This window comes from Pseudomonas entomophila, assembly GCF_023277925.1.
GTDB classification, from domain to species: domain Bacteria; phylum Pseudomonadota; class Gammaproteobacteria; order Pseudomonadales; family Pseudomonadaceae; genus Aquipseudomonas; species Aquipseudomonas entomophila_D.
On sequence record NZ_CP063832.1, the window covers coordinates 5147460 to 5173723 of the forward strand.

The 26264-nt window shown below is 58.7% G+C and carries 16 protein-coding genes and 2 pseudogenes; 7 read left to right on the top strand and 11 right to left on the bottom strand.

The window, feature by feature from the left end; all coding sequences use genetic code 11:
* Nucleotides 1-63: 63 nt before the first annotated feature.
* Nucleotides 64-936: a LysR family transcriptional regulator gene (locus tag IM733_RS22850; protein ID WP_248918591.1), complete on the bottom strand. Its 873-nt coding sequence runs from the start codon at nt 934-936 to the stop codon at nt 64-66.
* A 201-nt stretch (nt 937-1137) separates the two neighbouring features.
* Between IM733_RS22850 and IM733_RS22855 the strand changes: the two genes are divergently transcribed.
* Nucleotides 1138-2679, top strand: coding sequence for an MFS transporter (locus tag IM733_RS22855; RefSeq protein WP_248918592.1), 1542 nt, complete (start codon nt 1138-1140; stop codon nt 2677-2679).
* Between the two features lie 86 nt (nt 2680-2765).
* Here the strand turns inward: IM733_RS22855 and IM733_RS22860 are convergent, their stop codons facing one another.
* The 9 genes from IM733_RS22860 to IM733_RS22900 all read right to left on the bottom strand — a co-directional run bounded on the left by IM733_RS22860 (nt 2766) and on the right by IM733_RS22900 (nt 16752).
* Complete coding sequence (locus IM733_RS22860) at nt 2766-5321, bottom strand: fimbria/pilus outer membrane usher protein (protein ID WP_248918593.1); 2556 nt, start codon at nt 5319-5321, stop codon at nt 2766-2768.
* An 84-nt stretch (nt 5322-5405) separates the two neighbouring features.
* A complete protein-coding gene (locus IM733_RS22865; protein WP_248921223.1) occupies nt 5406-6158 on the bottom strand; it encodes a fimbrial biogenesis chaperone in 753 nt (250 codons plus the stop codon).
* A 72-nt stretch (nt 6159-6230) separates the two neighbouring features.
* A complete protein-coding gene (locus tag IM733_RS22870) occupies nt 6231-6830 on the bottom strand; it encodes a fimbrial protein (protein ID WP_248918594.1) in 600 nt (199 codons plus the stop codon).
* Nucleotides 6831-6942: 112 nt separating this feature from the next.
* Nucleotides 6943-7590 carry a response regulator gene (locus IM733_RS22875; protein ID WP_248918595.1) on the bottom strand — a complete coding sequence of 216 codons (648 nt, stop codon included), beginning with the start codon at nt 7588-7590 and terminating at the stop codon, nt 6943-6945.
* Nucleotides 7591-7659: 69 nt separating this feature from the next.
* A complete protein-coding gene (locus tag IM733_RS22880) occupies nt 7660-10875 on the bottom strand; it encodes a hybrid sensor histidine kinase/response regulator (RefSeq protein WP_248918596.1) in 3216 nt (1071 codons plus the stop codon).
* 88 nt (nt 10876-10963) lie between these two features.
* Nucleotides 10964-12157 carry an EAL domain-containing response regulator gene (locus IM733_RS22885; protein ID WP_248918597.1) on the bottom strand — a complete coding sequence of 398 codons (1194 nt, stop codon included), beginning with the start codon at nt 12155-12157 and terminating at the stop codon, nt 10964-10966.
* Nucleotides 12144-14972: an ATP-binding protein gene (locus IM733_RS22890; RefSeq protein ID WP_248918598.1), complete on the bottom strand. Its 2829-nt coding sequence runs from the start codon at nt 14970-14972 to the stop codon at nt 12144-12146. The genes IM733_RS22885 and IM733_RS22890 overlap by 14 nt, the downstream gene beginning before the upstream one ends.
* 57 nt (nt 14973-15029) lie before the next feature.
* Entirely contained in the window at nt 15030-16019 is a 990-nt protein-coding gene (locus IM733_RS22895) for a fimbrial protein (protein WP_248918599.1), read from the bottom strand.
* Nucleotides 16020-16044: 25 nt separating this feature from the next.
* Nucleotides 16045-16752, bottom strand: coding sequence for a fimbrial biogenesis chaperone (locus tag IM733_RS22900; protein ID WP_248918600.1), 708 nt, complete (start codon nt 16750-16752; stop codon nt 16045-16047).
* Nucleotides 16753-16957: 205 nt separating this feature from the next.
* Between IM733_RS22900 and IM733_RS22905 the strand changes: the two genes are divergently transcribed.
* Nucleotides 16958-17302, top strand: a complete 345-nt coding sequence (locus IM733_RS22905) for a hypothetical protein (RefSeq protein WP_248918601.1) — start codon at nt 16958-16960, stop codon at nt 17300-17302.
* 115 nt (nt 17303-17417) lie between these two features.
* Here the strand turns inward: IM733_RS22905 and IM733_RS22910 are convergent.
* Nucleotides 17418-17782 (bottom strand): annotated as a pseudogene (locus IM733_RS22910) (IS66 family transposase); the annotation flags it as partial.
* Between the two features lie 625 nt (nt 17783-18407).
* Here IM733_RS22910 and IM733_RS22915 point away from each other — a divergent pair.
* The 5 genes and pseudogenes from IM733_RS22915 to IM733_RS25850 all read left to right on the top strand — a co-directional run.
* Nucleotides 18408-18638: a helix-turn-helix domain-containing protein gene (locus tag IM733_RS22915; RefSeq protein WP_432760440.1), complete on the top strand. Its 231-nt coding sequence runs from the start codon at nt 18408-18410 to the stop codon at nt 18636-18638.
* Between the two features lie 3 nt (nt 18639-18641).
* Nucleotides 18642-20828, top strand: a complete 2187-nt coding sequence (locus tag IM733_RS22920; protein WP_248918602.1) for a type I restriction-modification system subunit M — start codon at nt 18642-18644, stop codon at nt 20826-20828.
* Nucleotides 20825-22048 carry a restriction endonuclease subunit S gene (locus IM733_RS22925; RefSeq protein WP_248918603.1) on the top strand — a complete coding sequence of 408 codons (1224 nt, stop codon included), beginning with the start codon at nt 20825-20827 and terminating at the stop codon, nt 22046-22048. Before IM733_RS22920 ends, IM733_RS22925 begins: the two co-directional genes overlap by 4 nt.
* Nucleotides 22049-22416: 368 nt before the next feature.
* Nucleotides 22417-25701: a type I restriction endonuclease subunit R gene (locus IM733_RS22930; RefSeq protein ID WP_248918604.1), complete on the top strand. Its 3285-nt coding sequence runs from the start codon at nt 22417-22419 to the stop codon at nt 25699-25701.
* A 397-nt stretch (nt 25702-26098) separates the two neighbouring features.
* Nucleotides 26099-26257 (top strand): annotated as a pseudogene (locus IM733_RS25850) (transposase); the annotation flags it as partial.
* Nucleotides 26258-26264 lie beyond the last annotated feature (7 nt).

Below are 26264 nucleotides of genomic sequence, written 5' to 3' on the forward strand. Positions count from 1 at the left end.
CCCCGACAGCAGAATGCCGCCTGGGCATGCCCGGTGAGGCCTCAAACGAGCGGCTTGCTGGAGTCATTCGGCGCCTCGGCGCACGCCCTCGATGTAGCGCATCACCGCCGGCGACTTCTCGAAGCGCCGATGCACCAGGCTCAACCACGAACTCGCCTGGCTGTCGGCGATCTGCCGGTAGTTGACCTGCGGCAGGCTGATGCGCTGCACCACCGACGCCGGCACCACCGCCACGCCCTGGCCCAGCGACACCAGGGTGAGCACCGCCACCAGGCTGCCCGGCTGCGGCCCCAGGCGCGGCGCGAAGCCGCCCAGTTGGGCGATCGCCAGGGTGCCGGAGATCTGCTCCGGCAGGATGAAGGTTTCGTCAGCCAGGCGCGCGGCGTGAATCGTCTTCAACTCGTTGAGCCGTGAGCTGGCCGGCAACGCCAGCACGAAGCCCTCCTCGTGCAGGGCGATGGCACTTAGTGTGTCCGGCAGCGCCATTGGCGAGCGCAGGTAGGCGAGGTCGAGCTGCCCCTCGTCAACCAAGGCCGGTAGCGCGAGCATCGGCACTTCACGCATGTTCAGGCACACCTCGGGGTAGCCCTCGGCGAACTGGCTCACCTGCTGCTGCAGGATGCCCGAGTAAGCCGCGGAGGCCACATAGCCCAGCTCGATCCGCCCACTCTCACCCCGCCCGGCGCGCCGCGCGCCCAGCTGTGCGGCATCGAACTGCCGCACCGCGTGCTCGGCCTCCACACGCAAAGCCTCCCCGGCCGCCGTCAGTTGCACCTCACGCTGGCTGCGCTGGAACAGCAGCACCCCCAACTCGGCCTCCATGTCCTGGATCTGCCGCGTCAGCGTCGGCGGGGCGATCCCCAACTGCTCGGCAGCACGGGTGAAATGGCCGTGCTGGGCCACGGCGAGGAAGTAGCGAAAGTGACGGATCTCCATGGGGCCTCGTTAGCCTGCGGCTAATGACGCCGAACGCGCCAGCTAACAAGCCCGGCGCCCGGCAGCGGTAAGGTGAGGACAACACTACAAGGCTGGCATCGTGACCGCAAAGCCGCCCCTATGCAAAACCCGTAGGCGCCGGCTTGCCGGCGAAAGGCTGCACACCGCCCACGCAGACCAGCCATCCAGCGGAGCCTTGCCATGCCCACCACCAGCGCCTCGGCGCGTTTTACCCTGTTCACCGCTTCGGCCGTGTGCGCCCTGATCATCCTCGACACCAACATCGTCGCCGTCAGCCTGCCGAGCATCGCCCGCGACCTGTCCGGCTCGTTCGCCGACATCGAATGGGTGGTCAGCGCCTACCTACTCGCCTTCGCCGCCTGCCTGCTGCCTGCCGGCAGCCTCGCCGACCGCTTCGGCCGCCGACGCATGCTGCTGCTCGGGCTGGGGCTGTTTGGTGCAGCCTCGCTGGCCTGCGGCGCCGCGCCGGACTTGCTATTGCTCAATCTCGCCCGCGCGGCGAAAGGCGTGGGTGCGGCGCTGTTGCTCACTGCTGCCCTGGCCGCCATCGGGCATCGCTTCCACGAGCCCGAGGAGCGCTTGCGTGCCTGGGCCTTCTGGGGCGCCTGCATGGGCGCGACCATCACCTTTGCGCCGCTGCTCGGTGGCCTGATCGCCAGCACCCTTGGTTGGCGTTGGATCTTCTACATCAACCTGCCATTGGTGGCTGTGCTGGCGCTGATGGTGCTGCGTAGCGTGGAAGGGTCCCGCGACACCGCCGCTGCCCGGCTCGATCCCTTCGGCAGCCTGACCTTCGCCGGCAGCCTGGGGTACCTGATCTGGGCGCTGATCGACGCCAACCGCGTGGGTTGGGACAGTGCGCCTACCCTCGGACGACTGGTGATCGCGGCGTTCCTGTTCGGGGTGTTCGTGATGGTCGAGCGCAGCCAGGCGCGGCCGATGATCGACCTGGCTTTGATGCGCAGCGGGCGGTTTATCGGGGCATTACTGGGGATGTTTGCCTACGCCGCGTGTGCCCAGGTGATGATGACCTTGCTGCCGCTGTACCTGCAGAACGGCTTGCAGCTTTCGGCGCTGGCCGCCGGGGCGGGGATGTTGCCGTTTGCACTGGCGATGTTGCTGACCCCACGGGTGGGGATGCGCCTCGCCAAGCGGCTGAGCGCGGCGCAGGTGTTTGCGTTGGGGTTGTTATTGGTGGGGATGGGTAACCTGGCCTGTGCCTGGGCGGTCGGCCACGGTGGGTACGGCGCTTTCGCCCTGGCCAGCCTGGTGCTTGGCGCGGGGGCAGGGCTGCTTAATGGGGATACGCAGAAGAACATCATGGCGTGCGTGCCGCGTGAGCGGACGGGGATGGCTTCGGGGTTGAGTACTACCACGCGGTTTACGGCGATTGTGCTGGCGATTGGGGTGCTTGGGGGGATTCTGGCGGGGCGGAGTGCGCAACTGCTGCGTGAGGCGATGGTTGGGGTGGCGCCTGAGGCGCTAGATAAGGTGGGGGAGATGGCTACTCGGGTGGCGGCGGGGGATTTGCAGGCGGCGTTGGGGGTGCTGGAGCCGGGGTTGCGTGGGGTGGTGGCACCGTTGGCGCAGCAGGCTTTTGTTGGTGGGTTTTCGGCGGTGTTGCAGGTCGCGGGAGTGATGGCGCTGGTGCTCGCGGTGGTGGTTGGGGGGCTGCTGGGGCGGCCGTTGCCAAAGGCCCAGGGGCAAATCGCTCAGGCATGAAAAAGGCCCATGGTTACCCAAGTGCCATTTGCGTAATCAATGGCCTGAGGGATTTTGACCCCCTTCTGTGGCCATGGACCTGGCTATCACGGCTGGCATACCAGGCGCTGGCGTTCATAGTTCAACGCCTTGTCGCGCGCTGGCAACTGGTAAGGCGCCGTGCACTGGTGCTCGCCCCAGTTGATGATCAGGTTGCCCTGATCCTGCTCCACCAGCACCAACGCTTTGCCGCTCGGGTCGGCAATTGCCAGTTGTTTGCCCTCGGCATCCTCCACCGAAGCACCAAACGGCATTCGTTGGCCGCCACTGTCGAACAACTCGAACTGCACGCGGCGCCCGCTCTTGCCGGTATAGCGGGCAACCACCACGGCGCCGCGGCGCGGTACTAGCTGCTGGGTGGCGTTGTCGATCTCGATGTCGCCGCCCAGGTCGCGGGTGTCTAGGCTGATCCAGTTGACCCGGTACGGCTGTGCATTGGGGATCACCGCATAGCCGTTGCGCCCGGTTTCAACACCGCTGTAGCTGCTGACTTTCGCGCCCTTCACCCCGGGCACTTCGACCAAGGCGAAGGTCTCGCTTACGGTCTGGCCGAGGTTTATGCCGCCACGGTGGGCCACCACCGCACCGGCTAGGTTCAGGTTCTGCGAGTCGTAGCCGCGTCCTTGGCTGTAGCCCAGGCTGATATCGGCCACCGAGGTGCGAGTGCTCAGGTTGGCCGAGGCGGAGCTGCCGCTGGTGCGGCTGTGCCCGCCCTGAACCGAGTAGAAAGTGTCGCTGTTTTCAGACAGGTAGCCATTGATGCCCGCTTGGGTGGTGGCGTTACCCTTCTGCGTGCTTGTGGTGACGAACGCACGCGGTGCGCGCACGCGACTGCCCAGCGGGAACGACACCGAGAGGTTGAACTGGGTATCGTCGCTTGATGGCCCGGAGGTACCCAGGTCCTTGGTTCGGCTGACGTCGATGTTGTATGTCACATCTCCCCAGTTGTTGCTGTAGCCGGCCGACACGCTCTGCGAGCCGCCGCGGTTCCAGTAGCGCTGATCGATGGCGGTCAAGTACAGGCTGCCGAACTCGCGATTGCGACCCAGGCTCTGGTTGATGGTCAGGTCGGTACGGGTTTTGGAGTTGCCGCTGCGCTTGCGCACGTCGGTACTGAGGTCCTCGATGTGGTTGGTTAGGCTGCGAAAACCCTCGGTGGAGTAGCGGTAGGCGGCCAGGGTGAAGTTGGTGTCGGTGCCGGTGAAGGTCTTGGCGTACAGCGCCCGCAGGCTGTTGCCTTGGGTGGTCTCGCCCTGGGCTTTGCTTGAGGAATGGGTGATATCTAAGGAAAACGCGCCCAGCAGGGTGTTCAGGCCGCTGCCTACGGCCAGCGCCTTGTAGTCATCGGTGGCTTGCAGGCCGATGACGCCGGTCAAGGTGTTGGACAGGCCGTAGGCCAGCGTGGTGCTGAGCATCTGCGGCGTGGCCAGGCCTTCGCTGTTGCTGTTGTAGCGCCCTGCGGACAGGCTGTACTTCACCTGGCCGCTGCGCACCATCAGCGGCAGGCTGGAGAACGCCTGCACGCTGATTCGCCGACGGCCATCGGCCTCGATGATGGTGATTTCGAGGTCGCCGTTGGAGCCGCTGGGGTAGATGTCGCTGATCTCGAACGGTCCGGGCGGCACGTTGGTGGTATACAGCACGTAGTTGTTCTGGCGGATCTCGACCGTGGCGCTGGTCTGTGCCACGCCGCGCACCACTGGGGCATAACCGCGTTCGCTGTCGGCACGCATGCCCTCGTCCGAGGCCAGTTTCAGGCCCCGGTAGCGCACGCTGTCGAACAGGTCGGAGTCGGTGAATATTTCGCCGGCGCTGAACTGGCCCTTAAGCGCGGTCACGTCGTGCTGCAGGTAACTGCGGTTGCTCTTGAACGTATCCGGCCGGCCGGTGCCGCTGCTGAAGTTCGACTCATTTCGCAGCCGCCATCCGCCCAGGTTGAAGCCATTGCGCAGGCTCAGGTTGTTGGCGGTGCGGGTCTGGTCGTCGCTGGTGCTGCGGCTGGTGTTGAACTGGTAGTTAACGAACGCTGCGGACACCCCGGCATCCCACAGTTGCGGGTCGACGTAGCCGCGCAGACCGCGCTTCATGGCGACCTGCGGGATGCTCGCGGCCAGGCGCAGGCGGTTCGAGTCGTAGCTCAGGCTGGCCTGGTCGATGAGTGTCGGCAGGTCATGGCAGGCTTGCTCGGTGCCCAGGCGCCCCTGTGCCTTGAGCTTGTCCATGTCGATACCCAGTTGCTCGAGCAGCTCAAGGGTCAGGCACGGCTCAACGCGCCCGGTCTGGTCATTGCGGTTGAAATCGATGTCACGTCGGCCCACCAGCACTTCGTTGCTGTACACGTCCACCCGATAGCTGCCCGGCAGTACGCTGTTGGCCGACAGCAGCAGTTGCAGGTCGACAGCGGATTGTGCGCCCTGCAGGAAGGTGGTGTTGAAACCCTGCAGTTGAGTGTCGGCGTCGGCGGCAGCCAGTCCAGGCAGGGCGGCGCAAATGACCAGCGACAAGGCGTTGCGCTGCCAGATCGGGCGAGGTGTGCAGCGATTCAACGCACGCGCGCCTGCGTCGGCGCCGCGTATTGGGCGAGCTGCGATGGACAGAGACATACGAGGAACCTATTTCATGTCCGACGGACTGGGTACGGGGAGGCCGCACGCAAACCGGCGGTACGAGGTAGGGCGCGACGATTTTCAGAAGTCGATAGTGGTTTCTGTGGGTTTGGCGTTTGCCGGCTGGGTAGTGCTCAGCTGCACCGAATATTTATGTTGGGCGCCATAGTCGTTAATGTTCTTGAACGTCAGTGTCATCGTACTTTGCGCGGGCTTAAGTGCTGACGTGAAGGTTTTCTGAGCGCCGGGTGCGATCATGGTCGAGTCGGCGTTGAAGATTGTTTGTTTACCTAGCTTCACTTCGATATCGGCCATGGATACGTGATAGAGGCTGGGGTTTTTAACGGTCAGTTGCGCTTTATCCCCGTTCGGGGTTATTTGCCAGACCAATTGTTCCGGCGCCAACAGGGCATTACCGGGCAAGTTGGCTGGGCGGTAGAAAATCTTGATACGCTGGCGCACGGCTAGTTGCAGGGTGTTGGCCTGGCCACTGGCTTGTGGAATTTCCTGGACGTTCAGCCATACCACCGATTCGCGATCGGTCGGCAGGCCTTGGCCTTCATAAAGAATGCGCAACAGTTGCTCTTGCTTGGGCAATACCCTGGCCAGCGGCGGGGTAATGGCGAACGGCACCTGTGCCAGCTCACTGTCGCCGCCATCCACCCAGGATTGCACCAGGACTTCCTGGTTGCCGTTGCGCACGGTGACGTTTGCTTCTTTATGCGCACCGTCGAACACGACGCGGGTGGCGCTCAGGGAAATGCTTGCAGTTGCCTGGGCAGCGATGAGCATGCCCAGCAACCCGAGGACGGAACACACAGAACGAGGCAACATGGTGGGGCACCTTGCGGGATGAAGAAATGGCGAGGCCTGTTCGGCCTCGCGCATGGAACACCTGCTAGGTGATTACTCGTATTGCAGGATGAACGGCAGGGTGGCGTCACCACGACCGGCGGTGGCGGTACCGGCGGCGCCGGTGGTCACGTAGGCTGCGGAGAAGCTCAGCGTTGCGTCCCCGCCTTCTGCGCCGGTACCGTGCACGTCGCTCTGGATCTTCGCGGTGGCGGCCGAGCTCAGGTCGATCAGGTTGCCGGCGGGGTCGAGCAGGGCGATGCCGACGTTGGCGGCCGTACCGGTGCCCTTGGTCAGGGCCAGGACCTTTTTGCCGGTCACCAGGCCCGAACCGCCGCTGTTGGCGTCGAAGACCATGGACACCTTGGTGCCCACGTTGCAGTTCACGTTGAGGTTGAAGTCCTTGCCAGTGACGCGGCCCGATGCCGGGTTTTCGGCGGTGCCCATGTCCTTGATCGAGACGGTGCCCATGTCCACGGCGATTACGCGGTCGGCATTGGCGCCGTCGACCGAACAAGCGTCATTGTTGATGACGCCGGTGAAGGCGATCTTGCCGCTTCCACCTTTGACCGGGCCGACAGGCTCGACGGCAAAGGCGCCGGCGGAAGCGGTGATCAGCGACAGGGTCAATGCGGCCAAGGAAAACTTTTTCATGTAGATGTCCACGCGATTATGAGTAAGTGCTGCATGTAAAATGCACGCTCACGATAGGTCGCATGGCGTTATGGGGACATCAGACGAATCTTAATAGCCTGATGCCACCTGTTCAATTGAACATATTACCGGCTAGACAATAGGCCAGTAGTTCCTGATCGCTGGTGACATCCAGTTTACGCATGGCGGAAATTTTTTGCGCGCTGATGGTCTTGGCACTTCGGTTTTGACTGCGGGCAATTTCACTCACACTTTGCCCGGCGACGAACAGGCGCAATATTTCGAACTCTTTGGGGGACAGGCTCTCGACCCGTTGATCGATCGCGGTAGTACAGGTAATGACCGAGTTTCTCGTGGGCTCCTGTGAACGGTACGTATTATTACGCGCGATTGCGTTAAGGGCTTTTTCTATTTCACTGTGCAATTGGTTCTTCTGGATGACACCCTCGACCCCGAGTTCATGCAGTCGTGTCAGAATCAGTGGGTTGGAGATCATGGTCAGTACCAGGATGCGTACCGCTGGGTAGTGGCGCTTGAGGTAGTCGATCAGTTTCAGGCCATCGCCATATGGCGAGTCGGCCGGCATGTTGTAGTCGGAAATGACTACGTCCACCGCTTGGCGTTCGAGCAGCTCGATAAGCCCTTGCGAGCAAACCGCTTCACCGACCACGCAGAAACGCGGGTCACGCTCGACCAGTTCGCGCACGCCGAGCAGCACGATGGGATGATCGTCAGCGATGATGACCTTGAGTTTTTCCATTTAAAGATGACCCGTTAGCCGGTGCGAATAGGAGGGGAGTTCCATTGGTGTTCGGTGTCAAGGTGGATTCTATTCGAGTGAGGCTAGGATTGCCGACAACCTGGCCAACACCTCGTCCACGCGCTCGACCAGGGATGCATCGATCGGCGCGCCGAGCAATGCGTTTTCCAGGGCGCAGCACTGCTCGGCAAGGGCTCGGGCCTGGACTGCGCCCAGTGCGCCTGAAATGCTGTGCAAGCGCTCGGCGAGGTACTGGCTGTTGCGCTGCTCAAGGGCTTGGAGCAGGTGCTTCATGTCGTCCCGCATGGTGCTGACGAACAGCGGGCGCATCGCCGCAGATAGCTGCACGGTGTCGTCGGGCGTGGGGGCGCTGAGGGGCTTGTGCTCGTCACCGCCTTTGACATTGACGCTGAGCGAGTCTGGCCGGCACAGTCGCACTAGGTGGGTACGCAGTGCCTGCAGGCTCAACGGCTTGACCATCCAAGCATTCATACCCATTTCGAGGCAGCGTTGGCCTTCTTCACGTAGCGCATTGGCGGTAACACCGATGATCGATATCTCTGTGTCGAGCTGGCGCAGTGTCCTGGCTAGTTCGTAGCCGTTCATCAAGGGCATGTTCACGTCGGTCAACACCACATCGAACAGGCCAGGTTGCCACTGTTGCATGGCCTGCTCGCCGTTGGCTGCAACCACCGTGCTGCAGCCCAGCGTTTCGAGCTGTTCCTTCAGAATCGCCTGGTTGATCGGATTATCCTCTGCCACGAGGACATGCAGGCCTAGGGCGGTGCGTTGCTGCTGCGCTATCACATGGTTTTCTGTCGTGTCGCCGTTGCGGACCTGGCCGATGACCCGGGCAATTGCGCGAACGTCGTGCATGTTCACATGCCAGCGGTCGTTCTTGAATTCGCCGGGCACGGGCCCGTCGCTACTGGCGCAGATCCGCTGGCCTTGCCAAGGTTCGCAGTTCGTGCAGTCGAGCATGTCTACCACCAGGGCCTGGGCGTTGTCCTGCTCTTGGGAGGGGATCGTCAGGGTCGCGGCGATGCCCAGCCGCTGGAGCCAGTCGACGCAATGCTGTGCCAGCTCTGGTATTGGTGCACGGACATACACCGGGGTCGGATCGGGAACCAGCGACGGGCAGTCGCCTAGTACACCCTGTGCCAATGGCAAGCTGACCTTGAGTGAGAAGCTACTGCCCAGGCCCGGTTCGCTCACCACCTTGATTTGTCCACCCATCATGTCCGCCAGCCAGCCACAGATCGGCAGGCCTAGGCCTGCGCCACCCTCGCTGGTGGCATCCATGACTTGATAGAACAACTCAAAGAGCCGGGCCTGTTGGGCTTCGGAGATACCGATACCGCTGTCGGTCACCTGCCATTCCAGGCTGACCTGGGTGGCTTCGATCGCCAGTACGCGAGTACGTAGCACTACCCGACCAGTGTCAGTGAACTTGATGGCGTTGCTCAGCAGGTTGTTGAGAATCTGCCGGATGCGTATCGGATCGCCCACTACTTGGGCAGGCAGGCGGGCATCGGTGCATGCATAAAGCAGCAGGCCTTTGCGCTCGGCAAAAGCGCAGTAGGTGCGCAGGGTGTCCTCAAGCATGTCCAGTGGGCAGAAAGCCACGGGCTCCAAGGCCATTTGGCCGGACTCGATTTTGGACACATCAAGCACGTCGCTGATCAGCTGAAACAAGGTTGCCGAGGAGCGCTGAATGGTATGCAGGTAGCCTTGCTGACGGCTATCCAGTTGTGTCAGTCCGAGCAGTTCGAGTGTACCCAGTACGCCATATAGTGGGGTGCGGATTTCATGGCTCATGGTCGCGAGGAACAAGGTCTTGGCCTGGTTAGCCGCGTCGGCGGCGCGGCGGGCATCTTCTAGCGCCTGGGCGTCTTCGATGTGATGAGTGACATCGTTGAAGGCAAGCAGCTTGACGTCCTCACCTTGATAGCGAGTCGAGACGAAGCCGACTTTGAAATGGCGGCCGTCGATTTGCACGTGATCTTCTCCGCTGCAGTTGTTGTTCAACTGAGGCGCAAGCGTTTTGATCAGCTCACCGGTGCCGTGCCATTGTTGAGCACACTGGTTTTCCAACAGCAAGGTATGGTCGGCGTTGCGCACTACGCAAAGCCCGGTCGGTGCGGTATCTATGACCACACGGCTGAAGGCCTCGCTCTCGGCGATGGTTGCGTGTGCGGCGCGCGCAGGCATGATGACCCGCCACTGGTACCAGCGGATGGCCAACCGGCCCAGCCCGAAGATGACGAGGAAGATTACGGCCAGGCTGACTAGCGACCAGAAGGCGTAGCGGAAGAAACGCTGGTAGGTCACGGTGTAAACCGCGCTCCACCCGCCGCCTGCCTGTTCATACAGGTGGAACACCAGGCCATTGGCCTTGAAATTCAAGCCTTCGTGCAGGCCAGCTAGTGACAAGGCGTCGCCAATGAGTACCCTGCCGGACGGCGTGATCAGGGTAAAGCGGTCATACACGGTCCAGGCCATGATTCGTTCGAAGTCGTTGATCTGGGCCAGGTCGACGAGCGACGCTATTTGGAACCTGCCAGCGCCCGCGCGTGTCGAGTTCATGGGAACACTGGCATACGCCAGCAACCGCGCTGGGGATGCATGGTTGGGATGGGGGACGTAGCTGCGCCAGATTACCGCGTCATCCTGCGCCCAGGCGCTCTCTTCGGGAAGGCGCGTGGCCACCTGCCCGATCACCTCCAGGAATGGCTCGTTGCCACTAATTGTTTGACCCCGTCCACGGCCGGCCGCGGGCACGGCAATATCGTAGTGCAGGTTCGGCGAGAACAGGAACACCTGGGGTGAGCGGTAATGGGCGGCAGACCAGAAGCTACTGTAGAAGGCTGCTAGGTTTGCGCCCTGGCTGAAGATGCGCGGCATTTCGCTGCTATTGACCCGCTCAAAGTCGAGCTTGACGCTGAATGGCAGGGTATACGGGAACGCCTGACCCTGGAAAATCCCCTGACCTTCTTCGGGCAAGGGCGTCAACGCTGCATCCAACGGGTGGTGGCGCTCAAGCAACTGGCCTTCGACGCTTTGCCGCACAAGACTCCTGAGGAAGTACTCCTGCTCGCGGATGTTCTCCATCAGCCGGGCGAAGTGAATGTTCACTGTGTCGTTGTGTTCGTCGACCAGGCGTTGGAGCGACCAGATGCCGAAAGCAATCAGTAGTAGGGCCAGCCCCAGTAGCGCGATCATGCCTTTGTTCAGGCGCAGTGAGCTGCGGGCCAGGTTGTCCAGCAGGACGTTGTACTTTTTCATGAAAAACGGGATCCGCAAGATCTGGAGGGCGTCGATATCAAATGGATACTACCTCCGATGCTCAGCCCATACAGCGAGTTACAACAAGTTAAAAGGCCAACGGTGGGCCGTCGCTGCGCAGCAGGCGCTGGAACTGGTCCACCGACACGGCATGGGAGATGAGGAAGCCTTGCGCCTGATTGCAGTCGACCTTGCGCAGCATCTCAAGTTCTTGGGGGGTCTCGACGCCTTCGGCGACCACGGTGAGGCCGAGCTTGCGGCCAAGAGCGACGATACTGGCGAGGGCTGAGGACAGGCTCTCGCTCTCATCGCAGCGCTGCACCAGCGCCCGATCGATCTTCAGTTCCGTGAAAGGGGTCGATACGAGGCTCATGTATGAGCTATAGCCTTTGCCAAAGTCATCCTGAGACAGTCCGAAGCCTTTCATCCGCAGGCGGCAGGCACCGGCGTAGAAGTTGCTCAGGTCCTTGGGAACCGAACACTCCATCAGTTCGAAGCACAGCTTGCCGGGCACCCCTTGGTGATGCAGAACGAATTCCAGAAGTCGGTCGGCCAAGTCGTGGCTGTTGAGCAGATGGGTCGGCAGGTTGATTGAAACCGGGATGTCATAACCCTGCTCGCGCCAACGAGCCTGAGCATCCATGGCTTGCTTGAGCATCACCCACAACAGGCGCTCTTCCAAGCCGAAGGCGTTGAGGGTTGGCAGGAAGGTACTGGGTAACAGCACGCCTTGCTCCGGATGCATCCAGCGCACCAGTGCCTCGGCCGCCACGATACGGCCATTATGCAAGGACTTCTTGGGCTGGAACCAGGCCTGAAAGGCGTGATTGTTCAGGGCATCCACCAAGGTCTGGCGGTTGAACTCGGAAATGACCGGCTTGGCTTGCACGGTTGCTTGCTGGCGCAACTGCAGTTGATCGATGAGGCTGCGTAAAGCAGCGTGCTCGACTGGCTTGGAGATCAGTCCGAGCACGTCTACGCCGAGGTTCTTGGCTACGAGGCTGGCTGCCATGAGCATGCGCCGCGAGGCGGCGCTCATGATCGCCAGGCCCGGTTTGTGCGGCAGGCCGGTGAGGTGCTGGATGAACTGCACGCCGTCCATGCCCGGCATCAACAGGTCGGTCAGCACCAGGTCGAAATCCTGTTGACGCAGGCGTTCCAGCGCTTCCTGGCCATCGCGCGCCATATCCAGCCTGAAAGCGCCTAGTTCGTTGAACAGGTGCTGCAGGTACATATGCTGGAAAGGGTGGTCTTCGACGATCAGGATGTTAAAGCACTTCAAGACGGCTACCTCTATACGGGGCCAGGCAGTTAAACAGGGCCAGCAAGTTGAAAGGTTTGATCAGGCAGCGGTCCATGCCGGCGGTCAGGCACAGCGCTTCCTCACCGCGCAGGGCGTTGGCGGTGGCACCGATGATGGGCAGATTGCAACCTTGCTGGCGCAGGGCACGGGCAAGTTCATAGCCATTCATGATCGGCATGTTGACGTCGGTCAGCACCAGGTCGAATGGCTCGCGCTGCCAGGTCTGCAGGGCCTGGTCGCCATTACAGGTCAAGGTCACGCTGCAACCCAGTTCTTCGAGCTGATCGCGCAAGATCAACTGATTGATGACATTGTCCTCGGCAACCAGCACGTGCAGCCCTAGTGGTTCCGGCGTGGCTGTGCTCGCCGCGTTTTCGCTGCGCACACGATGCAGGCCTTGTGCTTGGCTGATAGCGTGATGCAGCGCGCCCAGGTCGTTGAGGTTCACCTGCCATTGGCCGTTATCATCACGAGCCTCCCAGCTTCCAAATGCACTCGCCACGATGTGCGGGCCGTCCCAGTCGGCTACCAACCACTGGTCGAAGCTGCCGGGGTGCAATTCAAGTAGTAGTTCGGCGGGGGAGTGGTTACCGGCGGACGGCACACCGACTTGCGCGCGCGCGCCCCAGCGGCACAGCCAGCCTGCGAAGGTTTCGGCCAGCTCATGGATTGGAGAGACCACCTGGATGCGTTCGGCCAGCAGGTTAAAGGGGGCGAGGGGTGGGGCACTCCCTGCGGATACGACTTCCAGTGGCAAGGTCAGGCTGAAACTGCTGCCCAGGCCCAGTTCGCTAACCAGGCGCAGTTGGCCATTCATCAATTGTGTCAGGCGCTGGCAGATGGCGAGCCCCAAGCCCGTGCCGGGAACTAGCTGTGTATAGCCGCCACTTTGGTAGAAGGGGTCGAAGATAGATGCCTGATCCTGTTCGGCAATACCTTTGCCAGTGTCTGCGACCTGCCACAGTATGGATGAGCGCTCGTCCTCGCGGTGGAGCAGCCTGGCTCGTAGGACCACCCGCCCACAATCGGTGAATTTCACGGCATTGCTCAGCAGATTGTTGAGTATCTGGCGGATCCGGTTGACGTCGCCGAGCAAACGTTCGGGTAAATGCGGATCCAGGCAGGCGTAGAGCTGCAAGCCTTTGTTCCTGGCCGCAGCGCTGTAACTCTGGATTACTTCCATGGCCAGCTCCGAGACGCAGAACTCGCTGTGCTCCAGAGCCAGTTGGCCGGCCTCGATCTTCGACACGTCGAGTACATCGCAGATCAGTTGCAGCAGTGTCGCCGACGAGCCTTCGATGGCTTGCAGGTAATCGCGTTGTTGCCCATCGAGGGCGGTGCGTGACAGCAGCTCCAGGGTGCCAAGCACGCCGTACAGGGGCGTGCGGATCTCGTGGCTCATCGTGGCCAGGAACTGGGTTTTGGCTTCGTTGGCACTGTCGGCCGAGCGTCGGGCATCTTCCAGCGCAGCTTCGATCTGCTTACGTGCACTGATATCGCTGAAGACGCAGAGCGCCACGTCCTCGCCTTTGTAGCGGGTCGGCGCACAGCTGAGGTAGAGATGCCGGCCATCACTGGTTTCGAAGTAATCGCTGCCCGCGACATTTGGCACGGCGAACGCCTGATCAATCCATGCCGCGCTGCGTGATACGCGGGCTTCGCCCAGCCACTGCTGTGCCAGGTGATTTTCCAGCACCACCTGGCCGTCGCTGCGACGCAGGACGCACAGGGCGACCGGTGCGGTCTCGATCACGTCACGGTTGAACAGCTCGCTCTCAACCAATGCCCGTATGCGTTGCACCGTCGGGGTGATGAACCGTTGCTCGAAGCGGCGGATCAACAACAGCATCAGACTGATGCTGAGCAGGCAGAATAGTAGGGCGCCCAGCAACTGCACCCAGAGCCCCGATAGGATGGAAAGCAGGTCGATCCCATATACCAGCTGCCAGTCCGACGACATCAACGGTTTGTTGATGACCAGGTACTCAGGTACCAACCCCTGGCCGATGAAGCCGAAGAAGTCACTGCCCTGGTGGGCTCGCAACATCTGGCTCAGCGCCTGGTCGGAGCTGTTGCTGAAGACCAGCATGCCATCTGCGTTGTACATCATGAACTTGCCCGAGCTCGCGTCATCCAGGGTCGGGGAAACTTCACGGCTGTCGATCTCCAGGCCCAGCCAGCCGGAGTCTGGGTCGCGCTGGTCCAGGCGCTGGAAAATGTAGAGGTGCGTGTGCTGCTCATCCTTGTCGGCCAGCCATAGCTCATTGACCGTGGTGGGCAGACGCTTTTGTTCGGTTTGCAAGCGTTCCAGCAGCGCCGTGGAGGGAGTGTGCGTGTGCGCAATGGTGCTGTACAGCCAGCGTGCCTGGGCCTGAGGGCCGGCGCCGACGTACAGCAGGTTGACCTGCTTGGTGCGCAGGTAGTCGCACATGCGTTGGCTTAGCCACAGGCTCCATTGCTGGCCGGGCTTGTTGCCCAGTAGCAGGTGCACTTCCTCGCTGGGCGTCTGCGTCATGTGCATGCCGCTTGGTGACGTTCGGGTAATGGCCGAGAGGCTCAGGCTTTCCAGCAGGGCTTCACGGTTGGTGAAGAAGGTGTGCGCCTCGGCAATCGCACTGCTCATGTAGCCGCGGCGCTGGGATATGTCGGTATTGAAGCTGAGCAGCAGAAAGCTGTAGGCGCCACCGAGTATGCCCGCCGACAGCACCAGCGCTAACAAGCGAAGCAGGTGGCGGGCTGCTTCCGGGTTGGAGAACAGTGGGTTGATCTGTTGCAGGTAGGTTTTCAGTCGCATGAAGCGACTTTAGATACGGAGGTGGCAGTACGACATCAGACGATCCTTAAACCGTGACTACTTGAAAAGCAGCTCGACGAGGGCCGAGGCTTCGAACGCACCGGGGGTTGCCGGGGCACGCCAGACCAGGTCGGCGCGGAATTCGTTGCGGATCAACCCGGGCGTCGTCAGCTCGCTGAGCTTGAACCAGTCCCCGAAGGGGACCGGCTGATTGCTGTCCTGACGCGTCAGTGCGATACCTACGGAGGTGTTCTGGGTGGGTACTAGCATTTTGTCGATGACGCTTGCCGTGCCAGCGACGGGTGTGAAGCGGGCGTTGACTGCATAGGGGGTGTCGCAGTTTCTGATCAGGTCGAGGCTGAAGTTGGCTGAACTGGCAACTTGGCCAACTTGCGCCGAACTTGTCAGGGCTCGGCGGAAGTTGACCACGGACGGTGTGATGGTCAGTTCAGGTGAGCAGGGAACGAAGCGGATGTTGTTCATGCCGGTGATGACATAGTTCAGGTTACTGTCAGGCTTTGGGTTCAGGCCACCCTTGCCGTCCAGTTGAAAAACCCGGTACTCGCTGGCGGTACTGGCCTGTCCGTTGGCTGGCGTATTGCCGAACTTTTCGATGAAGACACTAAAGTTCAGAGTGAATTTTGCTTTGTCCCATCCCGCGCAGTTGGCCCAGTCGCACCCATAAAGTGAACTGTAGCCCGTGCTGACAGTCCCCGAGGCTTGGGTGATCAACTGTGATTTGTAGCGGATACCCACTCGTATTCCCTGGCCGACACTTGCCTTGGCAGGGTTGATGTAGAAATAGATGGTTTCATTCAGACCCGTCTCGTAATCATCCGCACAGATCACCGGCAACGCGCGCTCGGCCGACTCCCAGATGATTGTGCCATCGGGCGCGTCGGCTGGTACGGCCAGCGTGGTGCCCAATGCCTCCTTAAAAATGGCTGTCTTGGAGGGGTCGAGCTTGCACGACAGCGCGTAGCTGGTGGTGGGGCATGCAGCGGCAATGAGCAGTAGGCCCAGCAGGTGTTTCCTGGTCGGTGGCATGGGGGAGCATCCTGTGGCGGTGTCATTACGGCAGCGACGCGCTGTGGCTCTGCAACAGGCCGCTGTCGGCGATTTCGGTGAATGCGACACGACTGCCGGCAGGCACGGGTGAGCGCGTGTCGAGGGTTATTGATGCGCCCGGTTGGAGCAGCACGTAGTCTGTTAGGGGCTGATGAAGGCCTGGGCCTTCGAGCGCAAGATCCACCAGTGAGAGGTGAAAGGCACTTCGGTTACGAATTTCGATACGCTGTGAATGCCGATGCCATTGCAAATCTCGCACTGCATCGCTGGTCGAGCCCTGCAGCCCTGCAGGGCGATAGAACAGCTTGAGTCGTTGTCGAATTGCGAACTGCATGCTGTCAGCGTGTTCGGACTTGCGCGGGATTTCGAGGATGTTCAGCCAGAACATCGACTCCCGATCGGTGGGCAGGCCCTGACCGGCATAGAGCACGCGCAGCATTTGGTGGCCTTGCGGGGGTAACAAGGTCAGAGGCTGGACAACGGCGAATGGAATATCGTCACCGTCTTGCGGGTGGCTGACCCAGCTCTGCATGACGGTCTCTTCGCCACTGCGATTGATAACGTTGATGCTGGCTTCCCTGTCCTGTCCAAGGTAGATCAAGCGGGTGCCTTCGACCTTGAGCTGCGCCCAGGCACTACTCGCCAGGCATAACAAGGCGAGTAGGGGGGCGGCCTTGAGCGGAAACAAGGGTAAGCGCTGCGGCGTTGACAAGTAACGGCTCCGGTGAGGCTGACTGGGGTAGTCGGGAGCCATGCTAGAAGCTGATAGTCCTGCTGGCTTTGAGACGTTTCTTAAAAGGTCTCGATGTGCATCCGTTTTTCGCTGTCCGGTTTGTGAGCGGGCTCACACCTTGGGCGGTGCTTGTCACCTTTTATCGGATAGGGTGAAGGTAGTGGGTTCACTGGGGAGTGAAGCAATGGACATCAAGACTTTTACGGTGTGTGCAATGAGCTGCCTGGGGTCGGTTGCGCAGGTGCATGCAACCAGCGATATCAGTTCGGGGGTGCTGCAGTTCACCGGCAGCATCGTTGAGCCTTCCTGCCGTGGAGGTGCGGGGGATTGGGGGGTGCGGCTGGACGAATGTCCATCAGGGACCCTAGGCAGCCACATCGATGTCCAGAGTGTGGAAAGCCAAGGAGAGACTGTGCAGATCATCAGCAATGGCACCCTTGGCCGGACCAGTCACAGTTACAGGCTGGTCGATGCCAGCGGTAAACAGCTGTCAAAAGGTAGTTATGTGGTCATCCTGACGTCGCCTTGACACCCTGCGCTTTTGCCCGCAGGGATTCTAGGCAGTGTGCGACTCGAGCGGTGCGCACTGGTCTTGCCAAGCCATTGCGCACCAATTGATAACAGCCGGCTTTGGGTTGAGTGATGCTGACGTCTTCGCCTGTACGTTGAAGCTGGTAGCCACAGGCACACCGGGTGTTTGGGGGAGCGTGGTAAAACTGCAGCCATAATGGCGCACGCTCGGACGATTGCTGTAGTTCGGTCTTCGGCGAAGCCGGGAGGAGTTGCTTCAGCTCCGCCTCGGTACTCTCGAGATCCGTATTGAGCAGGTCATCCAACAAACGGCCTTGCGCCGTTTGAGACGGGCGATTTCATCGGTGAGCTGCTCGAAGATGGTTCCATCGTTCTGAATCTTCTTGATCATCGCCTCGACCTAAGACTGTAACTACAATGCTTGCGCCGCAAGAGGCTGTTTTGGGGCGATCTGGTCGAGGTATGACAAAGAAGTCATGCCGCGGGTTGTGCCAGAGCAGGCGCTCGACGACGATAAGTAGACTGGCTAAATGGTCGGTGTTTACAGGTATTACCCAGGCAAAATGATCCATTTGGGCACAAAAAAGGCACTTGAGCTTTTCGCTAAGTGCCTGATTTGTAAAGGATGTTTGGTGGGCCGGGGTAATCTGAAACGAATTTATATATTATTGAAAAATAATAGATAAATTCGGTTGGGCTTTACCGTGGAATACCATTTGGAGTACCAGTGGTCGGATTTTAACTCGAGGATGCTAAATTACGAATCTTTGAGGCTGCTCCACCGCTCTCTTGCTGAAGCAGCAACCCTGTTTGCTGCTTCATGCGTCAACTAGTTAAACGCCTTCCTCAATTTCCATTCTCACCCCTGGCAATGGCACGTATCGGATATACCGGCATGTCCGTGAGGACATGGTGGATGTGCTTCCGGGACTGTTCCGTCGTGCCAGCTACCTGTGCAACGCGGCTACGAAATACTATGGGGATCATCATCGTAGGTTCGATGCAAGTAGGATTAGCTAGCTGGCGCGATTTGTAAGGGCAGGCAGGCTGCATGTTCTGCCTGCCGCTGATAGAATCGAGTCGATTTGAACGACTATGGCAGCTTGAGCGCAACCACCATCAATACTGAACCCTGGGTTACTGCTGAGGTTGCCCTTCACTTGGGGGTGGCTAAGGATACGGTCTATCGATGGCGTGAGCGGCGTGGCATGCCTGCACATCGCATTGGCAGGCTGTGGAAGTTTAAGTTGTCGGAAGTAGATGGCTGGGTCTGTGCTGGAGGAGCCGATGAGTCGGCTTCGCTGTCCGCCCCTTCCGCAGCCCCCAAGGAATGATTGATGAACGTCCAGCAACTTGAAAATGAACTGTGGGAAGCAGCCGATCAACTGCGTGCCAACTCCAAACTGACTGCTTCCGAGTACGCAATGCCGGTGCTTGGGCTGATTTTCCTGCGCCACGCGGACAATCGCTTCAAGGCTTACCTCCCAGAGATCGAGGCCGAGATCCATCCCAAAATGCCGGATACCCAGCGCGAGAAGCTGATTCGGCTTGGCTTCCAGGGTAAAGCGGCTATCTATCTGCCAGAAAAGGCACGTTTCGATCGCATCGTGAGCTTGCCCCAGGGCGCTAACGTAGGCGAGGCCATCGACATTGCGATGGATGTGATCGAAGCCGAATATGACGTGCTCAAAAGCGCACTTCCGAGGGGATACACGGCCTTCGAGCCTGACTTGTTGGCAGACCTGGTCAAGATCTTCGACCGACCGGCGATCAAGGCTGCGACGGGCGATGTGTTTGGGCGCATCTACGAATATTTCCTCAACAAATTCGCCATGAGCGGCGCCCAGGAGGGAGGCGAGTTCTTCACGCCGCCGTCCTTGGTGCGGATGATCGTGAACGTGATCGAGCCCGATCATGGCTTGGTGGTGGATCCGGCATGCGGGTCGGCCGGTATGTTTGTGCAAACCGGCCACTTCATCGAAGACGAGCGTCATGCAGTGGTCAACGATGCCGTAACTTTTCACGGCCAGGAAAAGAGCGACACCAACACCAAGCTGGCACGCATGAACTTGGTTGTGCATGGTCTCGATGCATCCAACATTCGCCAGGGCAACACCTTTTACGATCAGGCCGAGCACCTGATTGGACAGTGCGATTTCGTCATGGCAAATCCACCGTTCAACGTGGACGGCGTGGATACCAAAAAGGTTGCTCCCCAGGAGGACCCCGCCGGTCGTCTACCGTTTGGCCTGCCTGGCACCAATGCGAAAACAGGTGCCATTAGTAATGCCAACAGCCTTTGGATTCAGTACTTCTACGCCTACCTGAATAAAATGGGGCGCGCCGGCTTTGTCATGGCCTCCAGTGCCTCTGATGCCGGCAACAAGGATCGCGATATTCGCGAGAAGCTGATTAGAACCGGTCATGTCGACGTGATGATGGCCATCGGTAACAAGTTCTTCTACACCCGCAGTCTGCCGTGTACGTTGTGGTTCTTCGACAAGGGCAAGCCCCAGCATCTGAAAGACCAGGTACTGATGATCGACGCTCGCAACGTCTACCACGTTGTATCCGCGCGCTCGCATGTGTTTACTGAAGAGCAACTGGCCAACCTCAATGCCATCGTTTGGTTGTACCGTGGCGAGCAGGAGAAGTTTGTAGCGCTGGTGGGCCGTTACCAGCGTCAGGTAGACGAATGGCTGGCGGTGCTGCCCGAGCGCGTAGCCGCTGACACTGCTGCAGTGAATAGCTTGGCCACCAAGCTTTGCGCCTTTGCTGAAGGCTCAAACTTGGCTGAGCTAAATGCGGAGCAAGCGGAGGACGCTAAGCTCACACAGGCGATGCTAGATGCCTACAAAGCAGAGCTTGCTACTGCCAGTGTTGACACTGCAGTCACTGAAAGTATTGCGGCGACTCTGAAAGCATGCACGCAGATTCGCTCCGCCATCGCAGCAGCGGATATGAGCGAACACGCTAGCCAGGTAACCCTGCAAGCCAAGTTGGATAGCTTGGCTCCACAACTGAAGGCTGCGTCCAAGGTGCTGGAAGCTCGCCATAAGCAGTGGTTCAAGCTGCTGGATACGGCCGAGAAATCCCTACGCGCCCGGCTCTCCAATTCCTTCGATGGCAAAGCAGTCCGTGAAGCCAAGCGTGCGTTGTTGGCTGCCGATGCCAAGAAGAACGAATCGCCTAGCGTGCGTGATTTGGTGCTGGAATCGTTCAAACAGGCGGTGTATTTCACCCATCAAGGGCATTGGCTGCATAGCCGATTCCCCAGTGGCGCGTTCGAGAACGTGCCTGGCTTGTGCAAAGCGGTACCTGTAGAGGGTGAAAATAGCATCGCTGGCAACGACTATTCATTAACACCAGGCCGCTATGTTGGGGTGGCGCCGGCCAGTGCCGAGGATGAAGAGGACTTTGCCGAGAAACTACTTGAGATCCGCAACGAGTTGGCCGAGTTGAACGATAAGGCGATTGAGCTGGCAGATCGTGTTGGTCGTAACCTTGAGGAACTGTTGGGATGAGTTGGGCAGAAATTTCTATCGGCGAACTCGGTCGGGTAGTTACTGGGGATACACCGCCACGCAAGAATCCCGAGTATTACGGTGGTGCATACCCGTTTATTAAGCCAACCGACATGAAAGTTGGATCTAGGTTAACGGTTGACTACGAAGAGGGGTACTCGGAAGAGGGGTTCGCGAAATACCGAAAGAAACTAATTCCCAGCGGTTCAACGGCTGTTGTTACAATAGGAAGTATCGGTCAGAAATTGACTTTTCTACAGTCAGATAGCTTTGTAAATCAAGCTGTGAATGCTGTGGTTCCTGATCAGGGTAAGTTTGACTGTTTGTATGTCTATTACTTGCTTAAGCATAATCTAAATCTGGTCAAGCAGGCGGACACTGGTGCTTCATCTGGACGGGAAAATGTTAGTAAAAGCAATTTCTCTGCGCTGAAAATTTGGGCGTGTCTTGATTTAAGAACGCAGAAGCGTATCGCGGAAGTTTTGGATGCTATTGACTCAACGATAGAGGTGAACCAGCGTCGTATAGCCCAGCTCGAAGAGGCCGCCCGCCAAATCCATCGCGAGTGGTTCGTAAATCTGCGCTTCCCTGGCCATGAATGTGTGCCGTTCAAGGAGGGGGTGCCCGAGGATTGGCAAATGGTACCCCTGACTGAGATTGCTGACTTCATAAATGGTTTTGCTTTCAAACCTGAGCATCAGCAAGAGTCTGGCTTGCCTATAGTTAAGATTCCTGAGCTGCGTGCGGGAGTCAGCAGCAAAACACCGCGAAATTCCGGGCTCGCAGTGCCAGCGCGAAACCATATCGATACCGGAGATGTTCTTTTTTCTTGGTCTGCCACGTTGCTTGTGAATGAATGGGGCGAGGGACCTGCGCTTCTCAATCAGCACCTGTTTAAAGTGGTGCCCAAAAATCCAATTCATAGGCGGCTGATTAGATTCACGGTCGAAGCTGCAATTCCGCTGTTAGCCGGACAGTCTGTGGGGGCTACAATGCAGCATATTCGGCGAAGTACTCTTGACACCTATTTTATGGCTGTTCCCAATCAGCCTATTGCTGATGCATTTGCCACTCTCGTCGACCCAATGATGGATATGGTGCTAAATCTTCATGCTCAGATTAGGCAGTTGACTTCGACCAGAGATACACTTCTTCCCAGGCTTATGTCCGGCCAACTAGACGTGAGCAATATTCCGCTGCCTGAAGAGGTAGCTGCATGACCACCGTTTCCGGCTCTGTGCCTATGCTGCGATGGGCAGATCGGCGTGCACGCCTGCATGACGATGATCTGGCTGCGTGTTTCCGAAAATGGCCCTTATGGCTAAGTGAAGGCGCAACCAACGCTCAAGCAACTCGAAGACTTCGCCAAGCTGAGGCATACGAGCGCATTAAAATCCCGAGCGTGCGCATCGGCTTGGGGCTACGTTTTATGACAGCCTATGAAATGTTGGGGAAAGAAAAGCGAAGTTCGTTTTGGGTGGTGCCCAGTAGAGATTGCGGCTTCAGCAGTCAGTAATGGTTGGATGATGATTAGATTTTTGGCCTTGGTGCGCCGAGTGCGTAGCTGGGGTATGGGGGAAGGAAACCGATGGCCAAGAAAGACTACACCGAAGATTTGTTGATTCAGGCTCCGACTGCCGAGTTTTTGGAACAGAAGCTGGAATGGATCAGTGTCTTCGCCCAGGACGAAGGTGGCTTTGGTCCCGATAGCCTCCTTGGTCGCGCCTCGGACAGCGAAGTGGTTCTGACCCGAGAGGTGAGGGCTGCACTCGAACGCTTGAATCCAGGCTTGCCTGAAGAGGTCTATCGTCAGGCGCTGACTCAGATCGTACGGGATGACATCACCAAAACGCTGATTACCCACAACGAAGAAAAGTACAAGCTGCTACGCGATGGCGTTCCGGTGAGTTACCGCGATGCTACTGGGCGCGTGGTAGATAAGCGTCTGCGCCTGGTCGACTTCAAGGAGTCAACCAACAACAGTTATCTGGCTGTGCGAGAGCTGTGGGTGCGCGGCAAGCTGTGGCTGCGTCGGCCGGATATCATCGGTTTTGTGAATGGCCTGCCTCTGGTGTTTATCGAACTCAAGCGCTTCGAGGCGCATATCGACAGCGCCTATAAGAAGAATTACGCCGACTACCTGGATACGATTCCACACCTGTTCCATTGGAATGCGCTGGTCATCATCTCGAATGGTCATGACGCCCAATATGGTTCGATCACCTCGACCAAAGAGCACTTCTATCGCTGGAAGCGCCTGGATGAAGACGATCCGGAACCAAACAAAGATCAACCTCTGCTCCCCATTCTGCTGGCTGGGATGCTGCATAAGCAGCGGTTGCTGGATATCGTCGAAAACTTTGTTCTGTTCGATACCAGTGAGGGGATCACGCACAAGATCGTGGCACGTAACCACCAGTACCTTGGCGTGAACCGCGTGATTGACCGTCTGACCTCTGAGGATGAGCAGATTCGTGCTGAGGTGATGGCTGGACAGCTCGGCGTCTTCTGGCACACCCAGGGCTCGGGCAAGTCGTACTCAATGGTGTTTCTGACAGAGAAGATCCATCGCAAGGTTTCCAGCAGCTACACCTTCGTGGTGATTACTGACCGCACTGAGCTGGACGATCAGATTGCGTCGACCTACACCAATTGTGGGCGTGCCAATAGCAAAAGCGATCAGGCCAAAAATGGCGAAGCGCTGCGCAAAATGCTGCGTGATCAGAACCGACGCTATGTCTTCAGTCTGATCCAGAAATACCGTGAGCGGGTGATCGAGCCCTATTCGGGGCGTGATGATATTATCGTTATCAGTGACGAGGCTCACCGTAGCCAGTACGGGCGCTTGGCTTTGAATATGCGCAAAGGGCTCCCGCGCGCGAAGTTTCTCGGCTTTACCGGCACTCCCCTGATTGAGTCGGGTGAGACGCAACTGACCCGCGAGGTGTTTGGTGAGTACGTATCGATTTACGACTTCCAGCGTGCCGTAGCTGATGGCGCGACTCTGCCGCTGTTCTATGAAAATGCAGGTGAGAAGCTGAAGATCATTGATCCTTCGGTGAGTGATCGTATCGCCGAGCACATTGAGATTGCTAAGCAGTCGGCGACGCTTGATGACCCATGGACCGATGAGAAAGAAGAAAAACTGTACCGTGAGTTGTCGCGAGACTATCCGATTCTGACCGCTCCGACCCGGCTGGATAAGGTGGCCCAGGATTTAGTCGATCACTTCCATCAGCGCTGGCGCGTTGTGGAAAACGGTGGGGGCAAGGCGATGATGGTTTGCCTCGACAAAATCACCTGCGTGAAGATGCATGATCTGATCGTGGCCAAGTGGCAAGAGAAAACAGCTCAACTCGATGCCAAAGTCAGCACTGAAGAGGTCTTGTTTGCTGCCAAGGGCAAGGCCACCACCACGCTGCTGAAACAGCGTCGCGAACAAGTGGAGTGGATGAAGGCCACGGAGTGCTGTGTGGTGGTCTCCCAGGAGCAGGGCGAGGTTGCCGAGTTCGCCAAGTGGAAAAACTTCCGCGACGAGCCGCTGGATATCACTACGCACCGCGAGAAGATGGTCAAGCGTGATCTAGAGAAGGAGTTCAAGAAAGCAGATAACCCCTTCCGGATTGCCATCGTGTGCGCCATGTGGCTAACCGGTTTTGACGTGAAGTGCCTGGCCACTCTGTATCTGGATAAGCCGATGCAGGGCCATACACTGATGCAGGCCATCGCCCGGGTAAACCGAGTGGGTGGCGGGAAGAAGCACGGTCTGATCATCGATTACAACGGCATGATTAAAAGCCTGCGACGTGCGTTGGCGACCTTTGCTCAGGGCGACCGTGCTGGTACCGGCAAAGGTGAAGGTGAGCAGGATACCGTACGTGACGATACCGCTGCGTTGGCCGAGTACGCAAATAGCCTAAGAGCTGCGCGTGATTTCCTGGCCGGGTTGGGGTTTGATCTTGATGCACTGATTGGGGCGCATGGTTTCGATAAGCAACAGCAAATTCTAGTGGCGGTGAACCTGCTTTGCGAAGGTGACGAGTGTCGGAAAACCTACCAGGTGATCGTCGAGGATGCCCAGGCCCGCCAACGAGCTCTGTTCCCGCATCCGGGCTTGTTCGGCTTTGATGCTGAGGAGAGCGCACTTACAGCAATCTACAACAAAATGCAGGATGCGCGTGTCTCACCAGACGTGAGCGCCTTGTTGCAGGACTTGTATGAGGTGGTGGATGTGGCGGTTGCTACAGAGGCACTGACGGCCAAAGAAACACGAGCCCGCTATGACCTATCGAATGTCGACTTTTCCCGTCTAAGGGCTGAGTTCGAAAAAACGCCATTCAAGAACATTGTAGCGATGAACCTGATGGAGAAAATTGAGGAACGTTTGGCTGCAATGTTGGCACGGAACCCAACTCGGGTGGACCTCTATGAGCGTTATCAGGAGATCGTGCAGGCGTACAACAAGGACAAAGATGTTGCGGAAATTCAGAAGGTGATGGATGACCTTTTTTCTTTCAACGACACCTGCTCGGAAGAGGAAAAGCGATACCTACGCGAAGGGCTGGAAAGCGAGGATCAGCTGGCTGTATTCGATTTGTTGCAGAAAGATTCGCTCAGCAAGGAGGATCGCGATGCTATCAAAAAGGCCGCCCAGGAGCTGCTGGGCAAACTGACTGGCGGCAAGCTGCAGATCGATCGCTGGCGTGAGAAAGCCGCTGCTCAGGCCCAGGTCAAGGCCGAGATCATCAAGCACTTGTGGGGCAATCTCCCCTTATCTGTCTATGACGCAGACGAGATTGATCTCAAGGCGAGCGCGGTTTTTTCCCACATTTACACCTCCGCTATCGGAGACGAATCGAGGGTGTATCACTGAATTTGTATGCGAGGTTGGTCTGCCTCGGGGGAAGCCCGCGAAATCTGTAATCATGTCCAATCTAGAAAATAAATGCTTGTGCGGAGAGGGGCTTATGGCTCCCCTCTCCTTATCAAAAAAACCTAGTCTTACTTCTGCCTCGTGAGGTTGAAAGGGAGTTATTGCCTAAGATAGCCCAGCGGCTGATCCTTGCTGTCGAAGCACAGGATGGCTTCCCAGGTGCCGCCTAGCTGGTCGGCATTCGATTCGCGGATGTCCGGTAACCACTTATCCAGCTCTGTGATTGGTACCTTCTTGGTAAGCGTCCGGCGAACTCACCTTCCGAACTCCAGCATTAAGGGCGATGGTGTCCGCGTATTTTTAAGCGGACGCGATCACCCTTATCGCCAGGATTTCCATGCGCCAACGAAGCTCTTATCCGAAACCGTTCAAAGCCCAGGTCGTTCAGGAATGCCTGCAACCTGGCGCAACCGTGTCCAGTGTCGCCATCAACCACGGCATCAATGCCAACGTCATCCGCAAATGGCTGCCGCTCTATCGAGATCAGCCCGCAGCGGCTTCAC

Excerpts from the sequence above, each read along its gene's own strand:
- IM733_RS22850 (WP_248918591.1), bottom strand. The coding sequence starts at position 936 with ATGGAGATCCGTCACTTTCGCTACTTCCTCGCCGTGGCCCAGCACGGC.
- IM733_RS22855 (WP_248918592.1), top strand. The coding sequence starts at position 1,138 with ATGCCCACCACCAGCGCCTCGGCGCGTTTTACCCTGTTCACCGCTTCG.
- IM733_RS22860 (WP_248918593.1), bottom strand. The coding sequence starts at position 5,321 with ATGTCTCTGTCCATCGCAGCTCGCCCAATACGCGGCGCCGACGCAGGC.
- IM733_RS22865 (WP_248921223.1), bottom strand. The coding sequence starts at position 6,158 with ATGTTGCCTCGTTCTGTGTGTTCCGTCCTCGGGTTGCTGGGCATGCTC.
- IM733_RS22870 (WP_248918594.1), bottom strand. The coding sequence starts at position 6,830 with ATGAAAAAGTTTTCCTTGGCCGCATTGACCCTGTCGCTGATCACCGCT.
- IM733_RS22875 (WP_248918595.1), bottom strand. The coding sequence starts at position 7,590 with ATGGAAAAACTCAAGGTCATCATCGCTGACGATCATCCCATCGTGCTG.
- IM733_RS22880 (WP_248918596.1), bottom strand. The coding sequence starts at position 10,875 with ATGAAAAAGTACAACGTCCTGCTGGACAACCTGGCCCGCAGCTCACTG.
- IM733_RS22890 (WP_248918598.1), bottom strand. The coding sequence starts at position 14,972 with ATGCGACTGAAAACCTACCTGCAACAGATCAACCCACTGTTCTCCAAC.
- IM733_RS22895 (WP_248918599.1), bottom strand. The coding sequence starts at position 16,019 with ATGCCACCGACCAGGAAACACCTGCTGGGCCTACTGCTCATTGCCGCT.
- IM733_RS22905 (WP_248918601.1), top strand. The coding sequence starts at position 16,958 with ATGGACATCAAGACTTTTACGGTGTGTGCAATGAGCTGCCTGGGGTCG.
- IM733_RS22920 (WP_248918602.1), top strand. The coding sequence starts at position 18,642 with ATGAACGTCCAGCAACTTGAAAATGAACTGTGGGAAGCAGCCGATCAA.
- IM733_RS22925 (WP_248918603.1), top strand. The coding sequence starts at position 20,825 with ATGAGTTGGGCAGAAATTTCTATCGGCGAACTCGGTCGGGTAGTTACT.
- IM733_RS22930 (WP_248918604.1), top strand. The coding sequence starts at position 22,417 with ATGGCCAAGAAAGACTACACCGAAGATTTGTTGATTCAGGCTCCGACT.